Below are 25,609 nucleotides of genomic sequence, written 5' to 3'. Positions count from 1 at the left end.
CCCTCAAATCGGAACCGACCCTCTCCCAGAATCGGATCCGTGCTGTTCATGATCACTGCTGCTATTCATTGAGATACGTCGTGACCTTGTTTTGGATCAGGCCTGCGACGTCCTCAGCGGATTTTTGCCCGCTGAAGAAAGCTTTGGACTCTTCAGTAATGATTTCCGACAGTTGATCCGGCTGAAATTTAGATACCATATGGGTCGCACCGGTCAGAAACTGCTCAAACGCAACCAGCTTGTCCAGCTCGACTTGGACGGGTCCCCCCTTCAATGGGCCCTCCTTGGCGGTTTGTACGGCCCCTTCTTTTTTCAACTGTTCGACTTCCTGTTTGTAAAGCTGCTTATTGAGCGGGAAGCCGGCATGGTTCGGATCGACCGGCACTTGATTCGAGATCATAAATTTCACGAAGTCCCAGGCTTGTTCCTTGGCTTTGGAGCTGCGATTCAATCCGATGCTTTGATACGGTTGAAAGTACCCGCCGGCCCCCACGTCTTGGGCATGCGGCTTGACGTAAAGCTTCATGTTTGGACTCCGATAGCTTTTTAGTGATTCGAAGTAATCGGCAGGCGAATTGATCTGCACAGGGAAGAAATAAGGGGCTCCCTCCATGCCAATCACTCCGTCTTCGGCCATGTTCTGCACCTGCTTCATTAAGCCGGTAAAGCTGCTCGTGTTGAATTTGGCCATTCCCTTGGGCTCGTCCACAAATAGCGATAAATTGTCGGACACCATCCAATTCAGCATGTATTGAGGTTCTGTTTGGATGACATGCGGATACGTTTTGTTCACCAATTGCTCGGAAAGAACGGCGAAATCGTTCCAAGACCAAGATTGGTCGTCGATCTCCACTCCAGCCTTCGCGAGCGCTTCTTCGTCGCCGGCCAGTCCGAGCAGGAAGAATGAAGTCGGCATCGCGTACAAGCCGCCGCCAAGCTTGGCATTGTCCAATATATTTGAGAAATAGTCCGTTTTCTTAAAAGTAGGATCTTGTGCGATCAACTCATCGAAGTTAACAAGCAGTCCGTTCTTTACATAATTGGCGGCCGGCAAATCATCCAGGATGAGCAAATCCGGCCCCTTTCCTGCCAGCATGGCCGTATTCGTTTGGGTCAGATATTTCTCCATCTCCGCCTCCAAATGAGCATCATCGGATTGCACGAACTGAAGTTGGATGTCCACCTCCGGGTGGATCTTTTCATATTGGTTGACCAGCTTCTCCAGACGAGCATCTGGAAAAAAGCTCGACAGAACCAACGTTGTTTTTCCAACGTCATCGGGATCCTGGCTTGGCGGTTCGCCCACGAGGTTGCCCGATTCACCGATTTGGGGATTTGGAGACGCTCCTCCCCCACCATGACAGGCAGCTAGTGAAAACAATAGGATGAAACTCACCGCTGCCGTCGTTATTGCTCTTGTTTTGATTGAAGTTTTCAACGTCCTATACTCCTTTCGGCCGCATGACGATAAGGCAATTCCTGTTTTTTGGGCCACCTTCATCGTAAAGGGGAGATGTCACCATCGTTTGACCGAGTTGTCAACAAAATGTCTCCAAACTGTAAACACAAAAAAACAGGAGCGTTTCAAACTCACGCTCCTGTTTAAGCTAAGACGTTATTTCAATTCGATAATGAAGGGCAGCCAGTCAGATTCCTGAACGGAGTATTCCGCGCTTGGCACGACGGCAGGCCCCTGTGAACTGCGAATCAGACTTCTCCCGCCAAAGATCAACAATCTTCGATTATCCTCGCTCCAGGACATCTGGTAGGGCAGCACCCCCTGATATATTGGACTCGCATTGATTATATTGTTGCCCTGTACTCTACCAGCAAGCAAGGTACCATCTTCCTTACTATAGGCGATGGTATGACGGTCTCTGGACAGCTCGAAGGTAAGGGCATAATCCAGCAGCACAGCCACTGCCTCATTCCGCAAATCGTATGCATACAACGTCCCGTCCTGACTCAGGAAGGCTACTTGATTGTCATTGAGCCATGCGGCTTGGCCATACCGGCTTAACGCATGTTCATATTGAGCGACGAATTCCCCGTCCTTCAACTTTCCGGCTACCAGCCTCGTTTCATCGATCCGTTGGACAAGAAGAAATGCGTTGTTCCCGTCATCGGAGACATGGACTGAGTTGTACAGTTCCGTCTGCCCTTCCTTCAGAAACGGAATCTTGTAAATTTCCGAAGTCCTATTTTGCATGTCATAGACCACGATCTCAGATTGACCTGTCACTTCAGGTTCGGATACATAATTAGTGAAGGCGAGATACCGACTGTTGTCCGACCAAGTAAACTGTTTCGTCGTGAGCTCAGAAGTGTCTATGGTTTTTAGCTTGAGATCTGCTTCTCCGGTCAAAGACAGCAGTTGAAGCTCATAATGGCTTCCCTTCTCCTCAATGGCGGTAATTCGCTTGCCGTCCGGGGATAGATCGAAAACGTACTGCTTGGCCCCCAATGCGCGAACCTTCTGCAAGTCCTCATATGGGGGCTTGATTTCCTCGAGAATTTGCGATCCGTTGGTTCCGTTATAAACCCCCAGCAAAGAATCGGTACCAAACCACCCCAATAGTCCGCCTTTGGCAGCGAGAGGAATTCGATAGATTTTCTCTACCTTGAAGGGCCCCGTAGGCTCGTCTGCATGTTGACTTTCCTCCGCATCCGGGATAATGATCATCTGGGTCTGGGGGCTGCCAGCACAGCCGGGCAGTAGAGTGACCGCGATCAACAACGATACAGCGATCATCCATATTCGCAGTTTCATGCCAACTCTCCTTCCGACTTCATGAATGGCAGCTCCACCACAACCGTGGTCAATTCGTTTTCGCTCGTCATCCGAACAGTCCCTCCATGATCATCCACGATCGATTTCACGATGCCCAGTCCCAAACCAACGCTCCCCGTCTCCTTCGCACCATGCCGCTCAGGGACATAATACGGCTCGAAGATTTCGTTTAATTGTTCCGGTGGAATTGTCTCCCCCAGGTTGGCAAATCGATAACGAACCTGCTCCCCTGCCCGCTTGGCTTGAACTTCAATCTCCGAATACGGTTTGCTGTATTTAATCGCGTTGTCCAGCAAATTGATGAAGATCTGCCGGATGCGGTCTTCCTGTCCGTAGACGTGAAGCCCTTCCTCGATCTCGCTGTGTATCGATTTATGGTAGCGCTTGGCTTTAAAGGCCAATGCCTCGCACGTATCGCGCAACAGTTGTCCCGTGTCCACCTGTTTGAACTCTTCGCTGCCTGCCGTTTCCCGCGATAATTCCAACAATCTCAGTACCATCCCATGCAATCGCTCACTTTCTTGAACGACATGGTTCATGCCTTTCTCAAAAAAAGCCCGATCCGACTCCCCTTGCTGGCGGATGATTTCTGCATATCCAAGAATGGAAGTCAGCGGCGTCTTCAGTTCATGGGTCACATTGTCGAAGAAGGTTTTCCGCTGCCGATTTAAACGCTCCAGGCGGTCGCGGTCTCGTTCGATGCGAGCAATTTGCTGCTTGATCTGTCCGATCATCTCGTTAAAGTTCGCGGCCAGTCGACCAATTTCATCCCGCCGCGTCGGTTTGACGTCAATGCGCACGTCCAGATTCCCTTTCATCACTTCGCTCGAGGCATTGCTGAGCTTGACCAGGGGAATCGTCAGATTACGGGACAACAAATAAGAAAATAAGAAAGCTACAGCCAATATGCCAAAAGCCAAATACGTGATGGTCTTCAGAATGGTATCGCTCTGCTCGTACAGCAAAGAGAAGTCCTTGGCAAACCGCAAGATTCCCACATGACTTCCATCAATGATCACCGGGTAGGAGTAATGCACGGCGGCCGTCCCTTGTTTATAGGTGATCGTGTAGGCGGTTTTGCCCTCGAGCGCTTGCTTTAAATCCTCATCAGTTGCACCGGCAAACGCCTCATTGGATGAGGCATGAAGCAGCACCCCGTCCACCGTATAGGCGCTGACCTCGCTGGAGGTCGCCCGTTTCAGGTCACTGACGATCTCTTCAGCCATTTGCCCGAAATAGAGATCGTCGTTCGTGAAGTGATTGATTAAGAACGCCTGCCGAACATAGATGTTGCTGTTTTTCTTCAGACCAATCAAGTCGTCCGTGATGATGCTCTGGTTGTTCCTCTGAATGAGGTGGTCTACCGTTTGATTCAGCAATAGAAAGGACAGGGCAAAGATGAGAAAAAAGCCGACAAGAAACTTCCCTCGAATCGTGCGAACCATCGCCTAGTCCACCTGTTTCTCGAATTTATACCCGACACCAAACACGGTTGTGATCAGGTCGCTCGCGTCGAGCTTTTTGCGCAATCGCTGGATATGCGTGTCAACGGTGCGCGTATCGCCAGGAAAGTCATACCCCCACACGAGATCCAGCAGCTCCGAACGCGTATAGATTTTGCCCCGGTGATGATACAGACGCAGCAGCAGATCAAATTCCTTTGGGGTTAAATCTACAGGCTCTCCGTCCTTGCGTACGAGCCTTTCGCTTTCGATGACCTCAATGTTCTTGAAGCGAATCCGCTCTTCCTGCGGAGAAGTTTCAAGCCCGCCGGCGGCAGGCTGAACCCGCCGAAGGATCGTACGGATTCGGGCGACCACCTCTCGCAAATCAAACGGCTTCGTAATGTAGTCGTCCGCCCCAAATTCCAGACCCAGAATTTTATCAGTAATATCGGATTTTGCCGTAATCATCAGAATTGGAAGGTTGTAAACAGCCGTTACTTTCTTGCAAATGTCCAGACCACTTTGGTCCGGCAGCATCCAGTCCAGCAACAAAAGATCCGGCTGGAACGTCTTCATCAGCTCCAGCCCTTCGGCTCCGCTTCCGGCGGTGCGGGTGTCAAACCCTTCCTTAGACAACCCGTAAGCCAACAAATCGGCAATAGCCGCTTCGTCGTCGATGATTAGGATTCTCGTCTTCTCCATAAGCGCCTCCATTTTACTTCCTCGACACCTATTGTACCCGTCTGACGACGCTCAGAAAAGTTTGGCGTACAAGGGGTCTCAACTAAATAAAAAACAACCCTTGCTCCTTCGATGGAGTGCGGGTTGCTTCCACTGGATTTATGTAATTTTACATAAACACATGCACTAAATCGATATTTCGTTCTCTCGACAAATCCCGGAACTGCCACTCGTCGATTTGCACCAACGGTTTGAAAATATCAGTAGGGTTGTTCCAAACAATCGTCGCCGTTTCACCGTTGCTTAGTTTCACTTTCTTCCCGATGAAATTCGGCAGAAGATTGGCCGTCAACGCTTGAACCGCCTTCTCATTCAGCTTGCCGAAGCCGAGATTATAAATGTTTCGCAGCACCGTCAAGATATCCTGCCGCGAACCTGATGCGTCTGGAGACGTCATCGCTATGTATTCATTCGCTACCGCAACGATTTCGGCATAAGGATGAATTTTCTCTTTGCGCAAGCCAGCCGGATAACCGGAGCCGTCTTCCCGTTCATGATGCTGAAGTGCGACGAGAGCCGTCACTTCTTCCCCTGTCGATCGGCGGATAATGTCATAACCGTAGGAGGTATGACGATTCATTTCCTCCCGTTCTTCCCCCGTTAATTCATGCTCGCGGTTGCGAAGGGATTGCCGCACCTGACTCTTCCCGATATCGTGCAGATACCCCGCCTTGCTAATTTCATAACATTCATTTGGCGGGTGTCCCAACCAAGTGGCAATATAATAGGACAACAGACCCACCTGCAATGAGTGGTTATAAATATTAACATCCTCTTCCGTGAAGGCGATCAGGAGTGACACAACATCCTTATTTCGATCTAGGACCTCAAGCATAGGCACCAAATGTTGCTCAACCATGGATTGATTAAACTTCCCGGTCGTCAGCGCCTCTAAAAATAACGTTTGATACCCCTTCACTGTAAAATAAAAGTTATCGCGCAAATGCTGGATAAAGCTTGAATTCTTGCTAGAGTTCAGGGTAACTTCCCCTTCGCGTAATTCGATATCGACATAATCGATACTCTGCCGAATCAGCAGGGCGATTTCCTCCGCATGAATGCTTGTCCCCTTCGGAAGAATGTGCAACCCGGCACGGTTAAACACATCGGTTCTCAGACGATCCCCTTCCTGAAGCTCCATGACGTGAGTTCTCATATAACCCCCCCTTCTTAATCTGCGCGTACACCGCCTAAAATCTACCTTTACATATAAATATCGCGCAAACCTACTCCGCCCTGAATAGTCCTAAAGGCGTGTTTTGGAAGGGGGGTTATTGCTGCTTTATTCATTGGGATGCAGGTCAAAAGCCCCGGATAATCACTTCCTCTTCCATGGTGGATCCCCGTACCGATGCAGCGCCTGATTGATGGAATAGACAATCCAAGGAATGACCGCCGACAATACTGCACAGACCCAGGTCAACGTGGTAGGAAGCCGATCTCGCACGAAATTCCACATGAGCTATTCTCCTCCTTCCTTATTTGGTTTCCAACGTTGAACCTACGATGCGAATCTTGGCGCGGACTTTTACTTCGATATCGCATCGGGAAAAATAACGTTCGCCCTGCTCCCAATCGTCCTTGATGCTCTGCCAAAGCGCATGATGCCTGCGATCCAGCTCTTTACCTAAACCTATCACATCCAACCCGTATTCCTGCTGCAGTTTCGTTAATGTTCCATTGGTGATGCGGATTACTTCTTGCTCGGTTTTCTCCTCGAGTTCTGCAAGTTGGTGAGGGGAAAGCAGATCCAATCGCTCCTGGGTCTCGCCAATGTTACCCTCCATCTCAAGATGGAGAGTAAACCGGATATGCTCCGGATCGGATACATCCGCCTGAATGCTCTGACGCAAGCCTTTGATCTCATACGCCATATACTCGTCATTCACATGGATCTCCAGAACCCCGTCCTGGGCGGTGCCGCGTAAAATGTTTAATCCCGAAGTCTCCTCTTCGTTCAGGAGCCCCTTCAGCTTCTGAGCATTGTCGAAGAGCGCAGTCCCCGATACGGAAACCTCATTTCCCAGTTTACGGATGATTGGAAGGGCGAAGCTGCTCTTGGACAAGATGTAGGCTTGGACTTCTCCGATGTTCGTTGGCGGATAAATGCTGGAGCTCTTCGTTGGATTTAGTGAAGTGGATTCAAAAAACATCACCGGGAGCTTCTCATTTTTCGGATTCGTCGCCAGTACTTCACGCGCATCTCCTTCCGTCACCATAATTTTCGTGGCTCGACGCATTTCATGGTCACGGAGGAAAAGATCCAATACAGAGGCAAGCTCTCCGCTTTCAGACAGTTTCCGAGAAATCAGGATCATGCGCATATGTTGCAAATAGGGGCTGCGGCTCGTTTGATAGGACATCTTGCGAGCCGCCGCAAACATCGTATTCGCGTTAGTAGACAGGTTAAAGTAAGCTTTGGAAGAACTCCCGTTTTTACTGTCGCCTTCTCTTGCCTGCAGCCCCCCTGGAATGACAAATTGGTAGGTAAGGATAAATTGCCCGTTCTGCGCCTCTTCCTCATCGGCAAGATCGATTCCGGCCCCTACGACAAACCCTCGATCTTCAATTTCGACCCGGTCCCAGCAACCGGTCAACCCTAAGGCTAGGATTAGTGCGGCGAACCCAACACAGCAAACTCTACGCACGTCCCTTCACCCCCCGCAGGATCGCCAACAATAACAGAAGGGTTGGAACGACCATCCCCACCCCGATGCCAGCGTAACTAATCCATTCAGCAAACAGCTGAAGTTCATCTATATTTTGCGGCTGCATGATGATGAGGAACAGAATCGGGCCTAACCCAATCGCCAGCGCCATGCGCTTCGCTTTTGAAAATACAGCTTCTATCGCCGAGAGAGACACATCGAAGGCCATCGCCGCTGAATTAAATAGCGTAAGTATCCAAACTGAGAAAAAAATCGACTCAAACCGTTCAAAAAAGCCCCCGGGTACCTCAACTTGCTTGGCCAACTCCTCCGTGGGATACAGCGTGCTGGCGGTCACCTCAGCACCAAACATGCCCAAGGTGATTAAAAACACGAGCAAATAGAGAATAAGCGGAATAAGCATCCCCAAGGTGGAGGCTTTTACGGCTTTCTTCGGCTTGTTGAGGATTGAATTATAGAACAATAAAATCTCAAACCCGAGAAATGAAAAGGTCGACTCCTTGGAAGTTATCACCAACTCCCGCCAATCGGTCACAAAAAACGGCATTAGGTTATGGAAATCAAAATGGCTGATATTCATCAATAATAAGACGAAGATCAGCATGATCACGATGGGTAAAAACAATGTATTTAACCGGAACAAGGTCACACTAGGTCCGGATACGCCATAGATGAGCACTAGGAGAAAGACGAGGCTGACGATCTCTACCGGTGTCCGATCGAACAAGTAAAGGCGCGAAATGCTTGCAACGCCTCGGGTCTCATAAGCCACGAATGCTAACATATATACAGCGAACATAAGAGTGATCAGGAGGGCCAGCGGCTTTCCGATGACCGCACCGCCGATTTCATACAGGTTCTGCTTTGGAAATCGGCTGATGAGCTTGGCGACAATCCACGAAAAGAATATGGCACCAACACCGCCGATGAGAATCGATACCCACCCATCAACAGAATGTGTCTTTTGTACGATGATACGCGGCAAAGTAAGCAACCCGAAACCAATGACCATATTCGCAACGGAGGCGAACACTTCATAGGTGCCTACTTCTCGATCTCCGTACTCAAAGGACTTCATGTACCGCCCTCCCTACTTCCCATCCTGGATTCATCTTTGGTTTGCAAAAATTGAGGCCGCTTCGACAACATCGGTAACGGGGCTCGAATGATCATATCCCGCCAGTCGCGATAGAAGCTGGGGGACAACGGTGTAAAATATGGAACCCCGAAGCTATTTAATCTCGACAGGTGAATGCAGATCATAATGAGGGTCAAGATGATCCCGTACAGCCCAAACATGGAAGCGGCAAGCATAATAATAAACCGCAAGATACGGAAAGCAATACCTGCGCTGTAGGCAGGGATGGCAAAGGAAGACATAGCCGTCACTGCAACGACAATGACCATAATTGGACTGACAATCCCTGCCTGCACCGCCGCTTCGCCGATGACCAGACCGCCTACGATCCCGATCGTTTGCCCGACCGGCTTGGGCAGGCGGACCCCGGCTTCACGGAGCAGTTCCAACGTTAATTCCATGAGAAAGGCTTCAATGACAGCTGGGAACGGCACTCCTTCCCGAGCTGCCGCAATCGAAAAGGCCAGCTTGGAAGGAATCATCCCCTGGTGAAAGGACACCAAGGCGATATAGAGTGATGGAAATGTCAGCGAAATAAAAACTGCGGTATACCGTAGGATCCGGATTAATGATCCGATCAGCCAACGCTCGTAATAATCTTCCGGCGACTGAACCAGAGATACAATGGTTGTTGGCATGATTAAGGCAAACGGCGTTCCGTCCAGCAAAATTACAACTTTACCTTGAAGAATGGCAGAAGTCGCCTTATCCGGACGTTCCGTATGCAGGATCAGAGGGAACGGTGACAAGAAGCTGTCTTGGATGAGTTGCTCAATTGTCCCGCTCTCCGGTGCATCGTCGATGTCGATCGATTCGACTCTTCGTTTCACCTCTTGGATCAGCTCAGGGTGCACAATATTATCAATATAAGCGATGACGAGCCCTTTCTTTCCCCGTTCACCGATACGGTAGGTATCGATTCGCAGCTTCGGATCACGGATCGCCCGCCGAAGCAGGATAATATTCGTCTCTATGCTCTCGTTAAATCCTTCACGCGGGCCGCGGACCAGCGATTCTGTCTCGGGTTCCTCCACACCGCGCCCTGTCCATTGCTTACTGCCAATCAGCAGCACCTGATCCACACCATCGATAAACAACGCGGTATCTCCGGACAGCACGCCAACGAGAATATCATCGAGAGATTGCGTTAATTTATATTTTTGTACCGATAGAAATTGCTTGTCCAGCCGCTGGTACAATTCTTGTCCGGTGATAGATTCTGAGCGTTCAAAGGCGGAATACGCCTGCTGGATGGATGTAACGATATGATCGTTGATCATTTTCAAATCTGCCAGACCAGCAATACATACGATGGCGCATACAGGAGCTCCTTCCGCGCCGCTAATAAACCGGGTTACTAAATCATCTGGAGCATCTAATACACGAACAATTTGTGCAACCGATTCATGCACGTTCCGTCCGGTGAAGTTACCATCCGAAGCGCTTCCTTGCGAACCCCCGCTTTTTCGGAGAGGGCTGCGCTTGTTGTGAGTATTCCGGAACATTATTCTTGGCATGAGAACCCTTCCCCACTCGACTAATCCTGTTGATGATGTCGTTACCCTTTATTACCAACTTGCTTCAAAAATAATCTCGTTTCGATTGATGTTGGTCTTCACTCCGGTTTTGCCAAAAAATTAGTATATTTCTCCTGTCAACGGTGCATCTTAACTGGGAATAGTCGGCTAAGGAAGGAGGTAGTTCCATGCCCATCATTAGAAAGCTGCAGCGTCGAAAACACTCCCTCGGGGGGAAGTCAGGCAAAACACCGACACTCCCCCCAAGCCGCACGGATGCGCCAGCCCTCTCTAACGATCAAAGCTTACAAGCTCGGTTAGAGTGGATGAAGCAGGTGCTTAAGGATAGCTCAGACATCATCTATCGCGAATTTACGATCAGCTCGGGTCAATCGTGTGCCCTCGTCTATGTTCGCGGAATGATTGCACAGGAAACGGTCCAGCAATTTATCGTTCGCAGTCTACAGCGAGAATCCGCGTTGCTGCAGGAGAAAAATATTTATCAGTTCCTGTTCGAGGATAAGGCATTAAGCGTATCTACAGCTACCGTCATCGATGACTTAAATCAAGCGATTCAAGCCATCCTGAACGCCGAAGCTTTGCTGATGATCGACGGGGATAAGCGGATGTTGACGTTCTCCATTTCCGCTTACCCGACGCGCAGTATTGATGAAGCTCCCAACGAATCTGTCATCCGCGGGTCTAGAGAAGCCTTCATCGAGGACTTGGAGAAGAATTTGACCATGATTCGCCGCCGGATTAAAAGTCCACATCTGAAAACCCCGACGGTCAATAAAGGTCGGGAAACTCGAACCAGTATTGTGCTGGCTTATATGGAGAACATATGTAAGCCGGAATTGCTGAAAGAAGTGCAGCGTCGCATGTCCAATATCGATATGGACGGAATTCTGGGTTCCGCCTACGTGGAAGAAATCATCGAGGACAACCCTTACACGCCTTTTCCGCAACTTCAGTACACAGAACGACCTGACGTCGTCGTCGCAGCGATTTTGGAAGGAAGAATCGCCATCATTGTAGATGGTTCACCGATCGCATTGCTCGCTCCGGTGACCTTGCCGATGCTGCTGCAATCGGCGGAGGATTACTATCAGCGTTATGTCGCAGCGAACTGGATTCGCTGGATTCGTTATTTTTTCGTAGTTGCTTCTTTAACTCTGCCGTCCATTTATATCGCAGTCACCACGTTTCATCCGGAAATGATCCCTTCCCAGCTGCTGATTACGATCGCTGCTTCACGGGAGATCGTCCCCTTTCCGGCACTATGGGAAGCCTTTGCGATGGAACTTGCGTTTGAAGCGCTTCGTGAAGCTTCCATTCGAATTCCAAAATCGGTCGGGCAAGCCGTATCCATTATCGGCGCCTTGATCATCGGCACAGCTGCAGTTCAAGCTGGGATCGTCTCAGCGGCCATGGTGATCATCGTCTCCTTAACGGGGATCGCTTCGTTTATCATCCCCCATTTCGATTTAGGCTTGGCGTTTCGATTGCTCCGTTTTCCGATTATGATCCTAGCCTCCATGTTTGGGTTGTACGGCGTCACCTGCGGGTTAATCCTGATTTACATCCATTTGGTCAATTTGGAATCTTTTGGACTTCCCTATTTATCCCCGATTGCTCCGCTCATGGGCAAGGATTTGGGAGATACGTTCATTCGGGTTCCTTGGTGGAAGATGCACAAACGACCGATGCAACTCTCGAACAACGAAAACCGGCAAAACTCAAATCCTCGCAGTTGGGTAAAAGAGAAGAAAGGTGATTTCGAGTGACGAGAATCCACCGCGCTATCGCAACAGCAACATTGATTATCTTGCTCTTCATTGGCGTTGGCGGATGCTGGTCCGCTCAGGAGCTTAACAACCGTGCGTTTGTGAACACGGTACTCATCGATCGGACGGAGGACGGGCAGGTGGAATTGACCGTAGGCATTCCGCTCCCGAACCGGATGATTCCCGGGGAAGCCGGCGGGACGGGGCAACACCAAGGGGATCCGTTTAGCTTTATAACTAGACGAGCAGAAAACCTAAGTCAGGCTTTAAATCTACTTCAAATTGACGTGCCTCGGAACATCACTTTTGGTCAAACCCGCATCGTTGTGGTAGGCCGAAGAGAGGCGGAGCATGGCTTGGACGAAGTTGTTGAATTTGTCTTCCGTCAGCCCTCCTTCCGGCTGAGTGCCAGCTTGTTCGTAACCCCGGGTGACGTTAAAGAAATCACGAAGGCACCGATGGTATTCGAACGGATTCTCAGCGACATCCTGCGGAAATACGTCAACAATCACTATGTATTGGATACTACCGTCAAGGATTATAAGCTGGCGCTATACCAAGGCGGGGATATTCTGATCCCGCTGCTGTCCTTCGGAGAGTTACCAGGAATTGCCAAGGAGAATCCAAAAACAAACCGTTGGATGGGCTCCGGAGGTGCAGCGATTTTCAGCGGCGGGAAAATGGCGAAGATCGAGCTCACTCCTCTCGAGCATCGAACCGCGCTGTGGATCAGCTCTCAGCTAAAAAATACAACGCTCACCCTCCCCTCTCCCACCGATGAGAAGGAGATTAGCTTTTACATCGAAGGCATAAAGACGAGTATAAAACCGAAAGTACAGGGAGATCAGGTCTCGTTCAAAGTCGATAGCAGTGCAAAAGCTTATATCGAAGCCTCACTGTCTCGCATCGATTTGAAGGACCCGCAAGTTCTCCGTGAATTGGAGAAACTCCTGAGTAAGGACGTGGAAGAGCAGTTTATCCATGTGCTGGACAAGACTCGGAAAGCCCGATCTGACGCCTTCCTCATGAGCCAATATCTGGATTGGAGTCATCCGAAAATTTGGCATTCGATGCAAGATCAATGGAAGAATTACTACGCCAAGGAACTCCCGATTGAAGTTGATGTGAAGATTAAATTAAACCGTACGGGCGGTGTGTTTCGTTCGGTGGTTCACGAAACCAATAGATAGCGAGGGATTCAATGTGGTCTATATTGGTATCCTGTATGTGCTCATCATACTGGCTGACTGGCTGATGCAGAAAAAAGAAGGAGTTCAGCTAAAAAAACGAATTACCGTTCTGGTCGTCTCCATCTGTTTTTTTGTCATCTCAGAAGTCACATTTAAACTGAAGGATCAATGGAATTTCATCATGATGATGGAATATTTACGCAAGTCGATGCTGGGCGGATCGTTTTGACACGATCCGACATTAGGAGGCGGAATGAATGCTCAAGAAAATTACAACCAATCAAATCTTTGCGCTTTTCAGCTTGCAAACCTTCACCACCGTCATCGCTTTTTATACAGGGATGTTGCTTGGAGGCAGCAAGTATTCTACGCCGGTTGCCGTTGTAGTGGGCGCTTTGCTGGGGCTGCTGTTATGCTACCCCGCCTATAAGCTCGCATCCTCTCGCCCCAACGAATTTTTTGTAGAATTCGGAGGCAAAGTAGTGGGCCGTCCCCTCCATATCCTCTTCGTTCTATATATCGTGATACTCCATCTCTTTCTAGCTGCCCTCAATTTAAGGGAGCTTGCTGATTTCTTGTTATCGGAATATTTGATTGGTACGCCAGGGTGGGCGGTGATCGCCATCTTTGGAGTCTGTGTCGCCTATGCTGTTCGCTGCGGGATCCTGACGATCTTCCGTACGGCTGAAGGTTTTTTCCTCATTTTTGCCGCCGCCTTCTTCTTTATTCCGTTTATCGGGTTTCAGGAAATGGAATTGGATATGTTCAGCGCCTTGATTAACCATCTCTCGGCAAGAGATATGGTTGCCTCAATCCTAGATACGATGGCGATTTTTGGAGAGATGGCATTCTTGTTTTTGCTATTTCCTTATCTAGAGATGCCAAAAAAAGTGTTCCGCACCCTCTTCGGGGCTACGCTCACTTCATTGCTGCTGATCGTGTTGCATCTCATTCCGATCCTGCTGACGTTTGGACCGAACCTGGGAGCCAATCTGGTTTACCCTGACATGGAACTGGTTCGTTTCATTCGTGTCGGCTCATTTATCGAAACGATGGACCCGATCTTAATTATTTTGTGGCTGACCAGCATCTTTGTAAAAATTGCGTTTGTGGTATTCACCGCGGTCTTATGCATTGCCCAATTGACTGGCGTGAAAGATCATAAACCGTTCACGCTGCCGGTTGTCGCCTTTGTGTCCATTTACGCCATGTCGATTGCCAGAACCCCCCCGGAAATTATTTCTTTCCTGTCCTGGGAAGGGGCGCCGATGTTCTTTTTCGCCGAATTTCTCATCCCCAGCTTCTATTGGTTAGTGGCTGCAATACGCAAAAAAGCCTCCGGCTCCAAAACAGCAAAACCCGCCGGGAGTACCCCGACGGGTTAAGGCTTATTTCGTCGACAGCCAAGCTCGTTCCTGATTCCATCGCAAAGCCACCGGCGTTTCAAAGAAATCGGATAACCCGGTTTCGTTCAGGACATCCGACGTTTTCCCTTGCGCGTAGACTTCTCCCCGCCGGAGCAGCAGCGTATGCGTGAAAATCGGCAAAATTTCCTCGGTATGGTGCGTTACATACAGCATATGCGGCGTATTCGGTTCGGCGGCCAGCTGTGCGATGCTTTCCAGCAATCCTTCCCGGGAGATGAAATCCAGCCCGTTCGTTGCCTCGTCCAGGATGAGCAGCTGGGGCGAAGCCATCAAAGCCCGAGCAATCAACAGCTTTTGCTGTTCACCTTGGGAACAGGTCTGGTAAGTTCGTCCATGTAAATGGCTGCAATGGAGCTGGTTCATGAAGGCTGCAGCCCGGTCGTAATCCTCTGACGTTGGTTTCTCGTAAAGTCCGATGGTTGCAAACTTGCCGCTTACCACAAGATCTTCAGCTTTTTGCCCCCCGTGTAGTCTGGCCTGCATCGAAGAACTAACCCACCCAATCGTTTTGCGCAGCTCCCGCAAATCTACTTCGCCAAACCGGTTCCCCAGTACGCTGATATGGCCAGATGTCGGCCAGAGGTAGCCGCTGATCATGTTCAGCAACGTCGTTTTGCCTGAACCGTTCAAGCCTAGCATCGCCCAATGTTCTCCCTCGCGGACCGTCCAATCGATGCCGTTTAATACGGCTTTCCCATCCCGGAACCAAGTCACTTGTTCCATTTCGATGATATTCATTCCTAGTACCTCCGAAAAAATAAGTAGATTTGCAGTACTTTCAAGCTACCCCCGTACTTGCGATATGTCAAGCGCGTCTGCCCACGATTTCACGTGCCAATTTCCTTCCGATCCGCTAGAATACGAATGAAGGGAAGTGAGCTGGCATGAATCTAACATGGACATGGGCTGACGTAGAAGCCCTCCAACAACACGTAGAGCAGCATGACGGAATTGCTTTGAAGTTAAATTGGGACACCTTACACTCCCGCAAGGAAGAGAGTGCCGCAGATTTGATCGAGTTCCGCGACGGGCAACTGGTCGCTTTCTTAGGCTTGTATCCGTTCGGAAGCACGCTGGAGGTCTGCGGCATGGTTCACCCGGATTACCGCAGACAAGGTATTTTCACCTCTCTGCTGCAGCGTGGGTTAAACCTAGCTACGGTGGGTTCGTATCCGAAGATCCTATTGAATGCTCCTGGGAACTCCGACTCGGCCAAGCATTTCCTTGCCGCCTATCCTTGCCGCTATGAATTCAGCGAATTTCAAATGAAGCACTCCCCTGAAGCGGCTTGCACGAATGCTCCGTCCAGAACGGCTCAAATCGCTCTCCGATCCGCGGAGGACACGGACCGACCGCTGCTCGCTCGCCTCGATCAGGAGGGATTTGATCTCCAGGCGGAGGAAGCCCGGTTGTACTACGAGAAGTTAACGGAGGAAGAAATTCGTCAGAACGAGCTCATCGTTCATGAAGGCGAAGCCGTTGGGAAAATTCGGGTGTCCCGTCGTGATCAGGAGGCTTGGATCTACGGCTTTGTTGTTACTTCATCCCGGAGGGGGCAAGGCATCGGTAGTACTGCTTTGCGTCAGGTGGTTGAACGCGAACGTGCCAAAGGCTTTGAGGTCTGGCTGGAAGTCGCACTCAACAACCCCCAAGCCAAGAAACTTTATGAACAGACGGGGTTTCGAATTTGCCGCTCCCAGGACTACTATGCTTATTTGCGTTGATTCTAAAACGAATCAGACCGCAGGCTCTACGGAAGAGCTCCTGCGGTCTTCGTTCATCTAATTATTCAAATGTCCAAACTGGGCCTGATGCAGCCGGCTGTAATGACCACCGGCGGCAATCAGCTCCTGATGGCGCCCCTGCTCAGTAATGCCCTCTTCTGTCATCACAACGATCCGGTCGGCATTTTTGATCGTAGCCAGCCGGTGAGCGATCACGAGTGTGGTTCTTCCCACGGACAGCTCGGCCAGCGATTGTTGGATCGCCTGCTCCGTTTCGGTATCCAGGGCGGATGTCGCTTCGTCCAAGATCAGGATCGGCGGATTTTTCAGGAACATTCTTGCGATCGCCAACCGTTGTTTTTGCCCACCGGACAGCTTGACGCCGCGTTCACCAATCACCGTCTCCAATCCTTCCGGTTGCGAGCGAATGAAATCCTCGAGCTGCGCCCGCCGCGCTGCCTCCCAAATCTCCTCTTCTGTTGCCTCCAACTTGCCGTAAGCGATGTTCTCACGAATCGTCCCCGAGAAGAGATAAACGTCCTGCTGTACAATCCCTATATTGCGCCGCAGTGAGGACAGGGTTAGATCGCGAATATCCATCCCGTCGATGGTGATCCGTCCGCCATCCACATCATAGAAGCGCGGCAGCAAGCTGCATAGCGTAGTTTTGCCGGCACCTGACGGCCCTACGAAGGCGACGGTTTCCCCAGCTCGAATCTTCAAGCTGACGTCCTCCAACACGCGAGAAGCCCCTTCATAACCGAAAGAAACCCGATCGAAGTAAATGTCTCCCTTCAAGGTTCCAACGTCAATCGCATCCGGGGCATCGGCTACGTCCGGCTCCGTATCCATAATTTCCAGATAACGCTTGAAACCGGCAATCCCCTTCGGATAGCTTTCGATGATCGCATTGATTTTCTCAATCGGCCGGATGAACACGTTTGCCAGCAACAGGAAACCAACGAACTCTCCGTAAGTTAACTCCCCGTGAATAACAAACCAAGTTCCGCAAACCATCACGAACAACGAAACAAGCCGCATTAACATGTAGTTGATGGACAAGCTCCCCGCCATGATTTTATAAGCCCACAGCTTCGTAGCACGATAGGCGTTGTTGTTTTCCTCAAACAGCTTTTGCTCGTGCTTTTCGTTTGCAAACGCCTGAACAACACGGATGCCGCCGATATTCTCTTCCACGCGGGAATTGAAATCAGCGAGCGCGGAAAACAAGCCGCGGTAGGTCTTCGTCATTTTTCCATTGAAATAAAGCGCCGTCCAAACCAGCACCGGCACAACGAGGAAGGTCAGCACCGCCAGCTTCCAGTTAATCGACAGCATCAGCAGGAACGAGCCGATCAGGGTCATTCCGGCGATAAAGACGTCCTCTGGTCCGTGGTGCGCCAGCTCTCCGATATTGTCAAGATCGTTGGAGATTCGCGACATCAGTTGTCCGGTCTTATGATTATCATAGAAGCGGAAGGACAGCTTTTGCAGGTGATCAAACATCTTTTTGCGCATGGTCGTTTCAATGTTAACCCCCAGCATATGGCCCCAGTACGTGACGATGTAGTTCAACGCCGTGTTCAGGAGATATACACCTAGCAGCGCAGCCGAAGCCCAGATGATTAGCGCCCAGTCGCGACCCGGCAGCAGCTTGTCCACGAACTGGTTAACGGCGACCGGGAACCCGATCTCCAGCAGACCCGCCACCACAGCACAGGTGAAATCCAGAATAAACAAATGTTTATAAGGCCGGTAATATGAAAAAAAACGACGTAACATTTCCAATGCTCTCTCCTTGATCCTCTAAAACTTAGTGTTTTATTGAAAGACTACCACACCCGCGGAATGAATTGAAGATCGTTTTCACCTTGAAGGTAGCATGCCGATAGAAAAATAAGGTACAATAACTACCGAATCTACAGAACTTAAGGACATGCCCAAACGGGCGGGCCGCAAAAAGCGGTGGAAGGAAGGATCAACACATGTATGTAGCAAATGATTGGCAGGATTATGAAGTCATGGACACCGGAAACGGAGAAAAGCTGGAGCGCTGGGGGGACGTCATTTTGCGGCGCCCCGATCCGCAGATCATCTGGCCGATCGCCAATGAAGATCGCAGTTGGCGCGATGTGCACGGGCATTACCATCGCAGTTCCTCCGGCGGCGGACAATGGGAGATGAAGAAGCAGATCCCCGACCGTTGGACGATTTCCTATGACCGGTTGAAATTTTATATCCGCCCCACCAATTTCAAACATACCGGATTGTTTCCGGAACAAGCTGCCAACTGGCGGTGGATGATGGACAAGATCGCCGGCGCGGGTCGGCCGATTCAGGTGCTGAACCTGTTTGCATATACCGGCGGGGCCACTGTAGCCGCAGCTTCAGCTGGCGCTTCGGTTGTTCATGTCGATGCAGCGAAAGGGATGGTCCAATGGGCCAAAGAGAACCTGGCGCTGTCCGGTTTGGCTGACCGTCATGTACGCTTCATCACGGATGACGTGTTCAAGTTCGTACAGCGGGAGCAACGGCGCGGCAACCGATATGACGCGATTATCATGGACCCTCCGTCCTACGGGCGTGGTCCGGGTGGTGAGATGTGGAAGCTGGAGACGAGCCTCTACCCGTTTGTAGAGTCTTGCTTGTCGATCCTGTCGGACAAGCCGCTCTTCTTCCTTATTAACTCGTATACGACCGGCATTTCGCCTACCGTTCTGAACAACATTCTGACGATGACCGTCAAGAAGCGTTACGGGGGACGGATCTCGGCCGGTGAACTGGGCCTGCCGATCACCCGCTCAGGGCTTCATCTCCCTTGCGGCATTCTCGGACGCTGGGAGGAATAACCGATGGTTTCCGAAGTCAAGCGGACCTCGGGACAGCCGGCGATGGCGATCCTATATGAAGACAACCATCTGCTCGGCATCGAGAAGCCGGTGAACATCCCTACCCAGGAGGATGCCAGCGGAGACCCCGATCTGCTGAATTTGCTGAAGGCGGACATCAAGGAGCGGTATAGCAAGCCCGGTAACGTGTATCTCGGACTTGTGCATCGGCTGGATCGTCCGGTCGGAGGTGCCATGATCTTCGCCAAGACCTCCAAAGCCGCTTCACGGTTAGCGGAGATGGTGCGAAGCCGCCGATTCAACAAAACATATGTCGCCGTTGTACACGGAACGCCGCCGCAGCGGCAAGGGCGTTTGACGGATACGCTGCTTAAAGACGAACGCACCAATACCGTGTCTGTCGTTCCAGCGGGGACGCCCGGCGGCAAAGAGGCGCGGCTCGATTACCGGGTACTCGGCACTTCTGCATCGGAGCAGCTGAGCCTTGTGCAGGTGGAGCTGCATACCGGCCGGCCGCACCAGATCCGAGTGCAACTGAGCCACATCGGCTGCCCTCTGTATGGCGATCAGAAATATGGCGCAGGGTGGAATAAACCAGGCCAACAAATCGCCCTTTGGTCGTTGTACGTTGGATTTCCGCACCCGGTGACGAAGGAGCCGATCGATCTGATCTCCCTCCCGCCGCGTGCGTATCCGTGGGATCTATGGAAGGAAGAAACGTATACCCGCCTTGCAGCGTTGCTGCAGGCTGGGGGCAACGGAATCGAGATGTAAAAAGGCGGGACGTCTGAAGCTGACAAAATCAGCTCCTTGACGTCCCGCCTATTCATTAGACTCCCTCGTAGGCAAGTTCCTTATTTCGTTCCCGAAATTTTGCCCAACAGAAATACCAGCAGTTGTTGATTATGACTTGAGATGCGATTCAACACGCCGCTTAAGTAGGCGTTGCGAACTTCGATCCCCCGGCGGACTTCGGATTGTCCTTTATCCGTAATCGACACCCACACGTTGCGGCGATCGTTCTCATCCCGGTCGCGGCGAATCAGTTCGCCCCGCTCCATACGGTCCAGCAGCATCGTTACTGCAGCCGGCGTCGTGGAGAGATACGGAATCAAATCGGACGGCTTCAGATTGCCCTGCTGCTCCAGCAGCTCCAGAACGGTCAACTGCGACGTCGTTAGTGTGGGAGCCAGCTCCTCCTCCATGTGGGTCTGATAATCCTTCACGATGAGATCAAGCAATCTGGCAAATTCAGCGGTATGCAATCTTATCCCTCCTTGCCTTACATCACCATTTGGATAATTCGCTGCTTCCTTCGCAAATTCCTGCTGCCTTGAAGCAATTATCCAAGGGTTTACGGCAAAGGGGCACCGTCCCGTTGTTTTTAACGGACGGAATACCGCCATCCGAAGGAATCCTCCCGCTCTCCGCGTTGGATTCCAGTCAATGTCTCGTACAGTTTTGCCGACAATGCTCCGGTTTGGCCTCCAGCAATCCCCATGTCATGACCTTCCCACGTCATGCTGCCGATCGGAGAGATGACCGCCGCCGTTCCGGTGCCAAACGCTTCTTCAAGTTTCCCTTCCTTATGGGCCTCGAACAGCTCTTCAATTGAGATCCGGCGTTCCTTAACGGGAACTCCCCACTCCCGAAGAAGATGAATGACCGAGTCCCGCGTGACACCAGCCAGAATACTGCCGTTCAGTTCGGGAGTGACCACTTCCCCGCCAATTTTGAAGAACACGTTCATGCTGCCCACTTCTTCGATATACTTCTTCTCGATTCCGTCAAGCCATAATACCTGGGAAAAGCCCAGCGACTTGACATCTTCCTGAGCTTTGATCCCTGCGGCATAGTTCCCCGAGGTTTTCGCTTCACCGGTACCGCCGCGAACGGACCGAACGTACCGATCCTCCACATAGATGCGCACCGGATGGATCCCTTCGCGATAATAAGCCCCAACCGGCGATAAAATGACGATCAACCGATACTCCTCTGCGGCCCGCACTCCAAGACCTGCTTCAGTAGCGATAATAAACGGTCGGATATACAAAGAATTGCCTTTCCCTTCCGGCATCCACTCTTCCTCTAAAGCGAGCAGACGGCAAATACCTTCCAGCACTTCCTCCGGATCCACTTGAGGAATCCCAAGACGTTCGCACGAATGATTCAACCGGCGTAAGTTCATATCCGGCCGGAACAATACGAGCTCTCCCTGCGGTGTCCGGTACGCCTTCATTCCCTCAAACACCTCTTGCCCGTAGTGGAACACCATCGCCGATGGATCCAGCGAAATCGGTCCATACGGCACGATTCGCGGATCGTGCCAGCCTTGATCTGCCGTATAATCCATAAGCAGCATATGATCGGTAAAATATTTGCCAAAGCCCAGCTGATCGGCAGCCGGCTTCGCTTTTTTAGCCGTAGTTAGTGTGACGGACCAATTTCCCATTTTATTTCCTCTTTCCCTTTATCGGATTCACGAACTGACGAAACAATTTTTACTCTGTCTTTCACTATACCGATTCTTTCTTCATTGATCAATAACATCGTTTCAATTATAATCATTGACAACATCTATGTATTGAGGAGAATGATCCGCTATGGAGCATCGTCTATTGGAATATTTCATCGCGGTCGGGGAGGATTTACACTTCACCAAAGCTGCGGAAAGACTGGGGATTACACAGCCTACGCTCAGCCACCAAATTCGCTTGCTGGAGCAAGAGCTGGGGACGGCCCTCATTCAACGGATTGGTAAAAAAAACTACCTGACCCAAGCAGGAGCAATCCTGTTGGAGCACGCCCGCCGGGTAGTTTATGAGGTAGAGCAGGCGAAATTGGAAATCGGCCAGATTACCGGCGTACAGCGCGGGCAGCTCCGGATCGGATGCTCCGGCAACCACCTGCTGGAAGACAAGCTGATCTCTTTCCACCGCCAGTACCCCGGAATTGAGCTGACGGTGCTTGAGCTCGCCACCGAAGAGACCAGAGCCGGTCTGCTCGCCAACCAGCTGGATCTCGGCGTCGTGTTTCTGCCGCTCCAGGATGAGCAAATCGTCAGCCGGCCGCTGTTCGACGAGGCGCTGGTGCTGGTTGTCTCCAGCGAGCATGCTTATGCGGAGCTGCCGGAAGTGACGCTGGAGCAGGTTGCACAGCTGCCGCTAGTGCTCTTTCCGCCAAAGTTTTACGTGCGGCAACTGCTGGATACGGCATGCGCTGATCAGGGCATTGAGATCCGGCCAGTCATGGAGCTGTCGACGATGGAATCCCAGGTCCAGATGGTCATCCACCACGTCGGAGGTACGGTTCTCCCCGGCTCTTATGCCCGGACGTTAACTAGCACGAACCGCCGCGGCGGAATCACCGTTGTCCCATTGGCACAGCCCGTTCCGCACAAAAACGTCGGGTTAGTCTATCGCAGAAGTACGTTTATGGATCCTACGCTCCAAGCATTCATCGATCATCTTACCGAGGATCATGAGGGAGCAGTTCAAGGCTCGATTTTAGCTCCGAAACGTTAATCCTTGCGCACGCAAAGCCTCTCTCAGCTTAGGCAAGGAAGCGGGGCCCATGCCATGAAATCGCAGCACCTCTTGCTCACTCAGCTCAGCCAACTTCTCCAAAGTCGTTACGCCATTTGCTTCCAAGGCTCGTCTAGCCGGCGCGGATAACCGCGACAGGAAATACGCTGCCGGTTCCCGCTCCTGTTCGCAGATCGGACAGGTTGGACAATCACTGCTTTTGTAGTAGATATGCCCTTTGGGGCAGGTCCTTTGTGTTTTTGTACTTGCCGCCATTCTCCATCTCCTTTCCATCACCACGCATTGTTTTTAAAAAAACTCCGGGGAAGTTTCAAGCCTTCCCCGAAGTTGATCGCTTATTCTTTGACGAAGAGATCCACGATCTCGTCGTTTTTGTCTACGGACATCATCGCTTTCCCTATGGACTTCCGGTCCGCGATTGGAGATTCTTCCGAGCTGAAGGTGTGCATTTGCCCTTCCTTCGTGACGGCCTGTAACAACACCGGCTCCTTGCAATGAATACCGCCAACTAAGCGGCTGCCGTTTGGTTTGACGCGTTTTCCTTCCTTAAATTCAAACGTCTGGACACCTTTGCCGCCCCGGCTTTGTACCGGATAGTCCAGCAGCAGGCTGCGCTTCGCGTAAGCCAAGTCGGATACGACAAGGACTTCGCCTTCCTCGCCTTCGACCCAGAGCGCGGCAACAACCTCATCGTCATCCTTCAGGTTGATCCCGCGTACCCCTGCGGATACCCGTCCCATCGGGTTCACTTCATCTTCGGCGAACCGGATCGCCATTCCCTGCTTCGTTAATAGCAGAATTTCCTGATTGTTCCGGCTGACCGTGACACTCAGCACTTCATCGCCGTCGCCAACCTTGCAAGCGGCTACCGCGCCGGAACGCTTCGTCTCGTATTCTTTCAGCTCGGTCCGCTTCACTTGACCGTTCTTCGTCACGAAGACCAGACTGAGCTCTGGATTCTCGTCGAAGCTCTTCACCGGAATCACGCTGACAATGCGATCTTCCTTGGCGAGCGGGATCACATTGACGATCGCCGTTCCGTTATCCTTCCATTTGAACTCTGGAATCTGGTGCACTGGCAAGAGGAAATATTGCCCCCGCTGCGTAAAGATCAGCAGGTTCTGCAAAGTATCTACCTCCAGCAGATACTTCATGTAGTCGCCTTCTTTGACCCCGGAGCCATCGCGCTCCCCGCCGGATCGCGTAAACGACAACATGCTGGTACGTTTGATGTACCCCTCATGGGAAATCGTAACCAGTACATCCTCTTGGGCCACCAGCACTTCAAGGTTGACCTTCAGCTCCTCAACCTCGTCCTGAATGTGCGAACGGCGATCAATTCCGTATTTGTCGCGGATCTCGAGCAGCTCTTTCTTGATCAATGCGATCAGCTTCTTATCGCTTTCCAGGATACCGCGCAACACGGTGATTTTCTTCTGGATGTCCTCCAACTCTTTCTGCAGCGTCGTAATCTCCAGATTGGTTAAACGATACAGCTGCAGGGTCAAGATCGCATCGGCCTGCCGTTCGGTGAAGCCGAACATCCATTGCAGGTTGTTTTGCGCATCTTGACGGTTCTTGGAGGCTTTGATCGCTGCGATGACCTCATCCAAAATGTTAAGCGCCTTGACCAAGCCCTCCAAAACGTGAGCACGGTCCTCCAGCTTCTCCAGCTCATATTGCGTCCGGTAGGTCACAACCTCGCGCTGGTGAGCAATGTAAGCTTCGAGCATCGCTTTGAGCCCCAGCTGACGCGGCGCCTTGTTAACGATCGCCACCATGTTAAAGTTGTAGGTGACTTGCAGGTCGGTTTTTTTCAGCAAATAGGCCAAAATCCCCTGAGCATCCGCATCCTTCTTCAACTCGACAACGATACGCAGTCCGTTCCGGCCGCTTTCGTCCCGCACTTCGGCAATGCCGTCCACCTTTTTCTCCAGACGGATGTTTTCCATTGCCGTTACCAAGCGCGACTTCACCACCTGATAAGGAATCTCGGTGATAACAATCTGCTGCTTGCCGCCGCGTAGCGTCTCGATTTCTGTCTTGGAGCGCAAATAAATCCGGCCTTTACCGGTCTCATAGGCTTCCCGAATGCCTTCCTCGCCCATAATAATTCCGCCCGTCGGAAAATCCGGCCCTTTCACGAACAGCCGAATTTCCTCCAGCGTCATTTCCGGCTTCTCCATCAAGGCGATGCAGGCATCAATCACCTCGCGCAGGTTATGCGGCGGAATTTCGGTGGCAAACCCTGCGGAGATCCCGCTGGCCCCGTTGACCAGCAGGTTCGGAAAACGGGCCGGCAGGACGACGGGTTCCTTCGCCGTATTGTCGAAGTTGTCCTTAAACGGCACGGTCCGTTTCTCAATATCTCGCAAGAGCTCCATCGCGATCGCCGACAAGCGCGCTTCGGTATACCGCATCGCTGCAGCCGGGTCATCGTCCTGCGAACCCCAGTTGCCGTGACCGTCGATAAGTGCATGGCCCATCTTCCACGGCTGCGCCATCCGTACCATCCCTTCGTAGATCGAAGAGTCCCCGTGCGGATGGTAGTTCCCCATAACGTCCCCAACCGTCTTCGCCGATTTCCGGTACGGTTTGTCCGGGGTATTACCGGAATCGTACATCGCATACAATATCCGGCGTTGGACCGGCTTCAACCCGTCGCGAATGTCAGGGATCGCCCGGTCCTGAATAATATATTTGGAATACCGGCCAAAGCGGTCGCCTACAACCTCTTCCAAGAACGCCGGCAAAAAGTTTTCCAGCATGCTCACATCAATTCACCT

23 protein-coding genes are annotated in these 25,609 nt (G+C 51.4%); 8 read left to right on the top strand and 15 right to left on the bottom strand.

The window, feature by feature from the left end:
• Positions 1-61: 61 nt before the first annotated feature.
• From M891_RS23180 to M891_RS0102505, 9 genes are all read right to left on the bottom strand, one after another.
• Positions 62-1,438 (bottom strand): ABC transporter substrate-binding protein, encoded by a 1,377-nt coding sequence (locus M891_RS23180; RefSeq protein WP_198032012.1) that lies wholly within the window; start codon positions 1,436-1,438, stop codon positions 62-64.
• Positions 1,439-1,615: 177 nt separating this feature from the next.
• Entirely contained in the window at positions 1,616-2,770 is a 1,155-nt protein-coding gene (locus M891_RS0102540) for a hypothetical protein (RefSeq protein WP_028537707.1), read from the bottom strand.
• On the bottom strand, positions 2,767-4,236 hold the full coding sequence (locus tag M891_RS0102535) for a sensor histidine kinase (RefSeq protein ID WP_016311929.1): 1,470 nt from the start codon (positions 4,234-4,236) through the stop codon (positions 2,767-2,769). The genes M891_RS0102540 and M891_RS0102535 overlap by 4 nt, the downstream gene beginning before the upstream one ends.
• A gap of 3 nt (positions 4,237-4,239) precedes the next feature.
• A complete protein-coding gene (locus M891_RS0102530) occupies positions 4,240-4,938 on the bottom strand; it encodes a response regulator transcription factor (RefSeq protein WP_016311928.1) in 699 nt (232 codons plus the stop codon).
• Between the two features lie 148 nt (positions 4,939-5,086).
• Positions 5,087-6,133, bottom strand: coding sequence for an HD-GYP domain-containing protein (locus M891_RS0102525; RefSeq protein WP_016311927.1), 1,047 nt, complete (start codon positions 6,131-6,133; stop codon positions 5,087-5,089).
• Positions 6,134-6,295: 162 nt separating this feature from the next.
• A complete protein-coding gene (locus tag M891_RS25495) occupies positions 6,296-6,436 on the bottom strand; it encodes a hypothetical protein (protein WP_176221884.1) in 141 nt (46 codons plus the stop codon).
• Between the two features lie 19 nt (positions 6,437-6,455).
• Positions 6,456-7,625 (bottom strand): Ger(x)C family spore germination protein, encoded by a 1,170-nt coding sequence (locus M891_RS0102515; protein WP_028537706.1) that lies wholly within the window; start codon positions 7,623-7,625, stop codon positions 6,456-6,458.
• The gene (locus M891_RS0102510; RefSeq protein WP_028537705.1) at positions 7,618-8,724 is read right to left on the bottom strand and encodes a GerAB/ArcD/ProY family transporter; all 1,107 of its coding nucleotides are present in this window, start codon (positions 8,722-8,724) and stop codon (positions 7,618-7,620) included. Before M891_RS0102510 ends, M891_RS0102515 begins: the two co-directional genes overlap by 8 nt.
• Positions 8,721-10,301: a spore germination protein gene (locus M891_RS0102505; protein WP_232228272.1), complete on the bottom strand. Its 1,581-nt coding sequence runs from the start codon at positions 10,299-10,301 to the stop codon at positions 8,721-8,723. The genes M891_RS0102510 and M891_RS0102505 overlap by 4 nt, the downstream gene beginning before the upstream one ends.
• A 188-nt stretch (positions 10,302-10,489) precedes the next feature.
• Here M891_RS0102505 and M891_RS0102500 point away from each other — a divergent pair, with 188 nt between their 5' ends.
• From M891_RS0102500 to M891_RS0102485, 4 genes are read left to right on the top strand one after another with little or no spacing between them, the layout of a single operon-like run.
• The gene (locus M891_RS0102500) at positions 10,490-12,088 is read left to right on the top strand and encodes a spore germination protein (protein WP_028537703.1); all 1,599 of its coding nucleotides are present in this window, start codon (positions 10,490-10,492) and stop codon (positions 12,086-12,088) included.
• On the top strand, positions 12,085-13,278 hold the full coding sequence (locus M891_RS0102495) for a Ger(x)C family spore germination protein (protein WP_028537702.1): 1,194 nt from the start codon (positions 12,085-12,087) through the stop codon (positions 13,276-13,278). Before M891_RS0102500 ends, M891_RS0102495 begins: the two co-directional genes overlap by 4 nt.
• A 13-nt stretch (positions 13,279-13,291) precedes the next feature.
• A complete protein-coding gene (locus M891_RS0102490) occupies positions 13,292-13,507 on the top strand; it encodes a hypothetical protein (RefSeq protein ID WP_028537701.1) in 216 nt (71 codons plus the stop codon).
• A 28-nt stretch (positions 13,508-13,535) separates the two neighbouring features.
• A complete protein-coding gene (locus M891_RS0102485) occupies positions 13,536-14,663 on the top strand; it encodes a GerAB/ArcD/ProY family transporter (RefSeq protein ID WP_028537700.1) in 1,128 nt (375 codons plus the stop codon).
• A 3-nt stretch (positions 14,664-14,666) separates the two neighbouring features.
• Here M891_RS0102485 and M891_RS0102480 read toward each other — a convergent pair whose 3' ends face one another.
• Positions 14,667-15,443 carry an ABC transporter ATP-binding protein gene (locus M891_RS0102480; RefSeq protein WP_009225964.1) on the bottom strand — a complete coding sequence of 259 codons (777 nt, stop codon included), beginning with the start codon at positions 15,441-15,443 and terminating at the stop codon, positions 14,667-14,669.
• Positions 15,444-15,589: 146 nt separating this feature from the next.
• Between M891_RS0102480 and M891_RS0102475 the strand changes: the two genes are divergently transcribed.
• Positions 15,590-16,429: a GNAT family N-acetyltransferase gene (locus tag M891_RS0102475; protein WP_028537699.1), complete on the top strand. Its 840-nt coding sequence runs from the start codon at positions 15,590-15,592 to the stop codon at positions 16,427-16,429.
• Between the two features lie 57 nt (positions 16,430-16,486).
• On the opposite strand, the gene M891_RS0102470 is transcribed toward M891_RS0102475, so the two are convergent.
• Positions 16,487-18,211 (bottom strand): ABC transporter ATP-binding protein, encoded by a 1,725-nt coding sequence (locus M891_RS0102470; RefSeq protein WP_028537698.1) that lies wholly within the window; start codon positions 18,209-18,211, stop codon positions 16,487-16,489.
• 203 nt (positions 18,212-18,414) lie between these two features.
• Between M891_RS0102470 and M891_RS0102465 the strand changes: the two genes are divergently transcribed.
• Positions 18,415-19,278: a class I SAM-dependent methyltransferase gene (locus tag M891_RS0102465; protein WP_016311916.1), complete on the top strand. Its 864-nt coding sequence runs from the start codon at positions 18,415-18,417 to the stop codon at positions 19,276-19,278.
• 3 nt (positions 19,279-19,281) lie between these two features.
• Positions 19,282-20,052, top strand: a complete 771-nt coding sequence (locus M891_RS0102460; RefSeq protein WP_028537697.1) for an RluA family pseudouridine synthase — start codon at positions 19,282-19,284, stop codon at positions 20,050-20,052.
• 80 nt (positions 20,053-20,132) lie between these two features.
• On the opposite strand, the gene M891_RS0102455 is transcribed toward M891_RS0102460, so the two are convergent.
• A complete protein-coding gene (locus tag M891_RS0102455) occupies positions 20,133-20,543 on the bottom strand; it encodes a MarR family winged helix-turn-helix transcriptional regulator (protein WP_028537696.1) in 411 nt (136 codons plus the stop codon).
• A 119-nt stretch (positions 20,544-20,662) separates the two neighbouring features.
• Positions 20,663-21,730, bottom strand: a complete 1,068-nt coding sequence (locus M891_RS0102450; protein ID WP_028537695.1) for a branched-chain amino acid aminotransferase — start codon at positions 21,728-21,730, stop codon at positions 20,663-20,665.
• Positions 21,731-21,881: 151 nt separating this feature from the next.
• Between M891_RS0102450 and M891_RS0102445 the strand changes: the two genes are divergently transcribed.
• On the top strand, positions 21,882-22,802 hold the full coding sequence (locus tag M891_RS0102445; RefSeq protein WP_028537694.1) for a LysR family transcriptional regulator: 921 nt from the start codon (positions 21,882-21,884) through the stop codon (positions 22,800-22,802).
• Here M891_RS0102445 and M891_RS0102440 read toward each other — a convergent pair.
• Both M891_RS0102440 and parC read right to left on the bottom strand, forming a co-directional pair.
• Positions 22,785-23,078 carry an RNA polymerase alpha subunit C-terminal domain-containing protein gene (locus M891_RS0102440; protein ID WP_028537693.1) on the bottom strand — a complete coding sequence of 98 codons (294 nt, stop codon included), beginning with the start codon at positions 23,076-23,078 and terminating at the stop codon, positions 22,785-22,787. The genes M891_RS0102445 and M891_RS0102440 overlap by 18 nt on opposite strands.
• Positions 23,079-23,158: 80 nt before the next feature.
• Positions 23,159-25,597, bottom strand: a complete 2,439-nt coding sequence (gene parC / locus M891_RS0102435; RefSeq protein WP_028537692.1) for a DNA topoisomerase IV subunit A — start codon at positions 25,595-25,597, stop codon at positions 23,159-23,161.
• Positions 25,598-25,609 lie beyond the last annotated feature (12 nt).

Source organism: Paenibacillus sp. J14, assembly GCF_000518465.1.
Taxonomy (GTDB): Bacteria; Bacillota; Bacilli; order Paenibacillales; family Paenibacillaceae; genus Fontibacillus; species Fontibacillus barengoltzii.
Note: the sequence above shows the minus strand (reverse complement) of the source record. Positions and strands in the feature narration are given on the sequence as shown.

Coding starts and splice junctions, on each gene's coding strand:
- M891_RS0102485 (WP_028537700.1), top strand. CDS start 13,536: ATGCTCAAGAAAATTACAACCAATCAAATCTTTGCGCTTTTCAGCTTG.
- M891_RS0102470 (WP_028537698.1), bottom strand. CDS start 18,211: ATGTTACGTCGTTTTTTTTCATATTACCGGCCTTATAAACATTTGTTT.
- M891_RS0102480 (WP_009225964.1), bottom strand. CDS start 15,443: ATGAATATCATCGAAATGGAACAAGTGACTTGGTTCCGGGATGGGAAA.
- M891_RS0102445 (WP_028537694.1), top strand. CDS start 21,882: ATGGAGCATCGTCTATTGGAATATTTCATCGCGGTCGGGGAGGATTTA.
- M891_RS0102450 (WP_028537695.1), bottom strand. CDS start 21,730: ATGGGAAATTGGTCCGTCACACTAACTACGGCTAAAAAAGCGAAGCCG.
- M891_RS0102440 (WP_028537693.1), bottom strand. CDS start 23,078: ATGGCGGCAAGTACAAAAACACAAAGGACCTGCCCCAAAGGGCATATC.
- M891_RS25495 (WP_176221884.1), bottom strand. CDS start 6,436: ATGTGGAATTTCGTGCGAGATCGGCTTCCTACCACGTTGACCTGGGTC.
- M891_RS0102525 (WP_016311927.1), bottom strand. CDS start 6,133: ATGAGAACTCACGTCATGGAGCTTCAGGAAGGGGATCGTCTGAGAACC.
- M891_RS0102475 (WP_028537699.1), top strand. CDS start 15,590: ATGAATCTAACATGGACATGGGCTGACGTAGAAGCCCTCCAACAACAC.
- M891_RS0102530 (WP_016311928.1), bottom strand. CDS start 4,938: ATGGAGAAGACGAGAATCCTAATCATCGACGACGAAGCGGCTATTGCC.
- M891_RS0102505 (WP_232228272.1), bottom strand. CDS start 10,301: ATGCCAAGAATAATGTTCCGGAATACTCACAACAAGCGCAGCCCTCTC.
- M891_RS0102540 (WP_028537707.1), bottom strand. CDS start 2,770: ATGAAACTGCGAATATGGATGATCGCTGTATCGTTGTTGATCGCGGTC.
- M891_RS0102535 (WP_016311929.1), bottom strand. CDS start 4,236: ATGGTTCGCACGATTCGAGGGAAGTTTCTTGTCGGCTTTTTTCTCATC.
- M891_RS0102510 (WP_028537705.1), bottom strand. CDS start 8,724: ATGAAGTCCTTTGAGTACGGAGATCGAGAAGTAGGCACCTATGAAGTG.
- M891_RS0102460 (WP_028537697.1), top strand. CDS start 19,282: ATGGTTTCCGAAGTCAAGCGGACCTCGGGACAGCCGGCGATGGCGATC.
- M891_RS0102465 (WP_016311916.1), top strand. CDS start 18,415: ATGTATGTAGCAAATGATTGGCAGGATTATGAAGTCATGGACACCGGA.
- M891_RS0102500 (WP_028537703.1), top strand. CDS start 10,490: ATGCCCATCATTAGAAAGCTGCAGCGTCGAAAACACTCCCTCGGGGGG.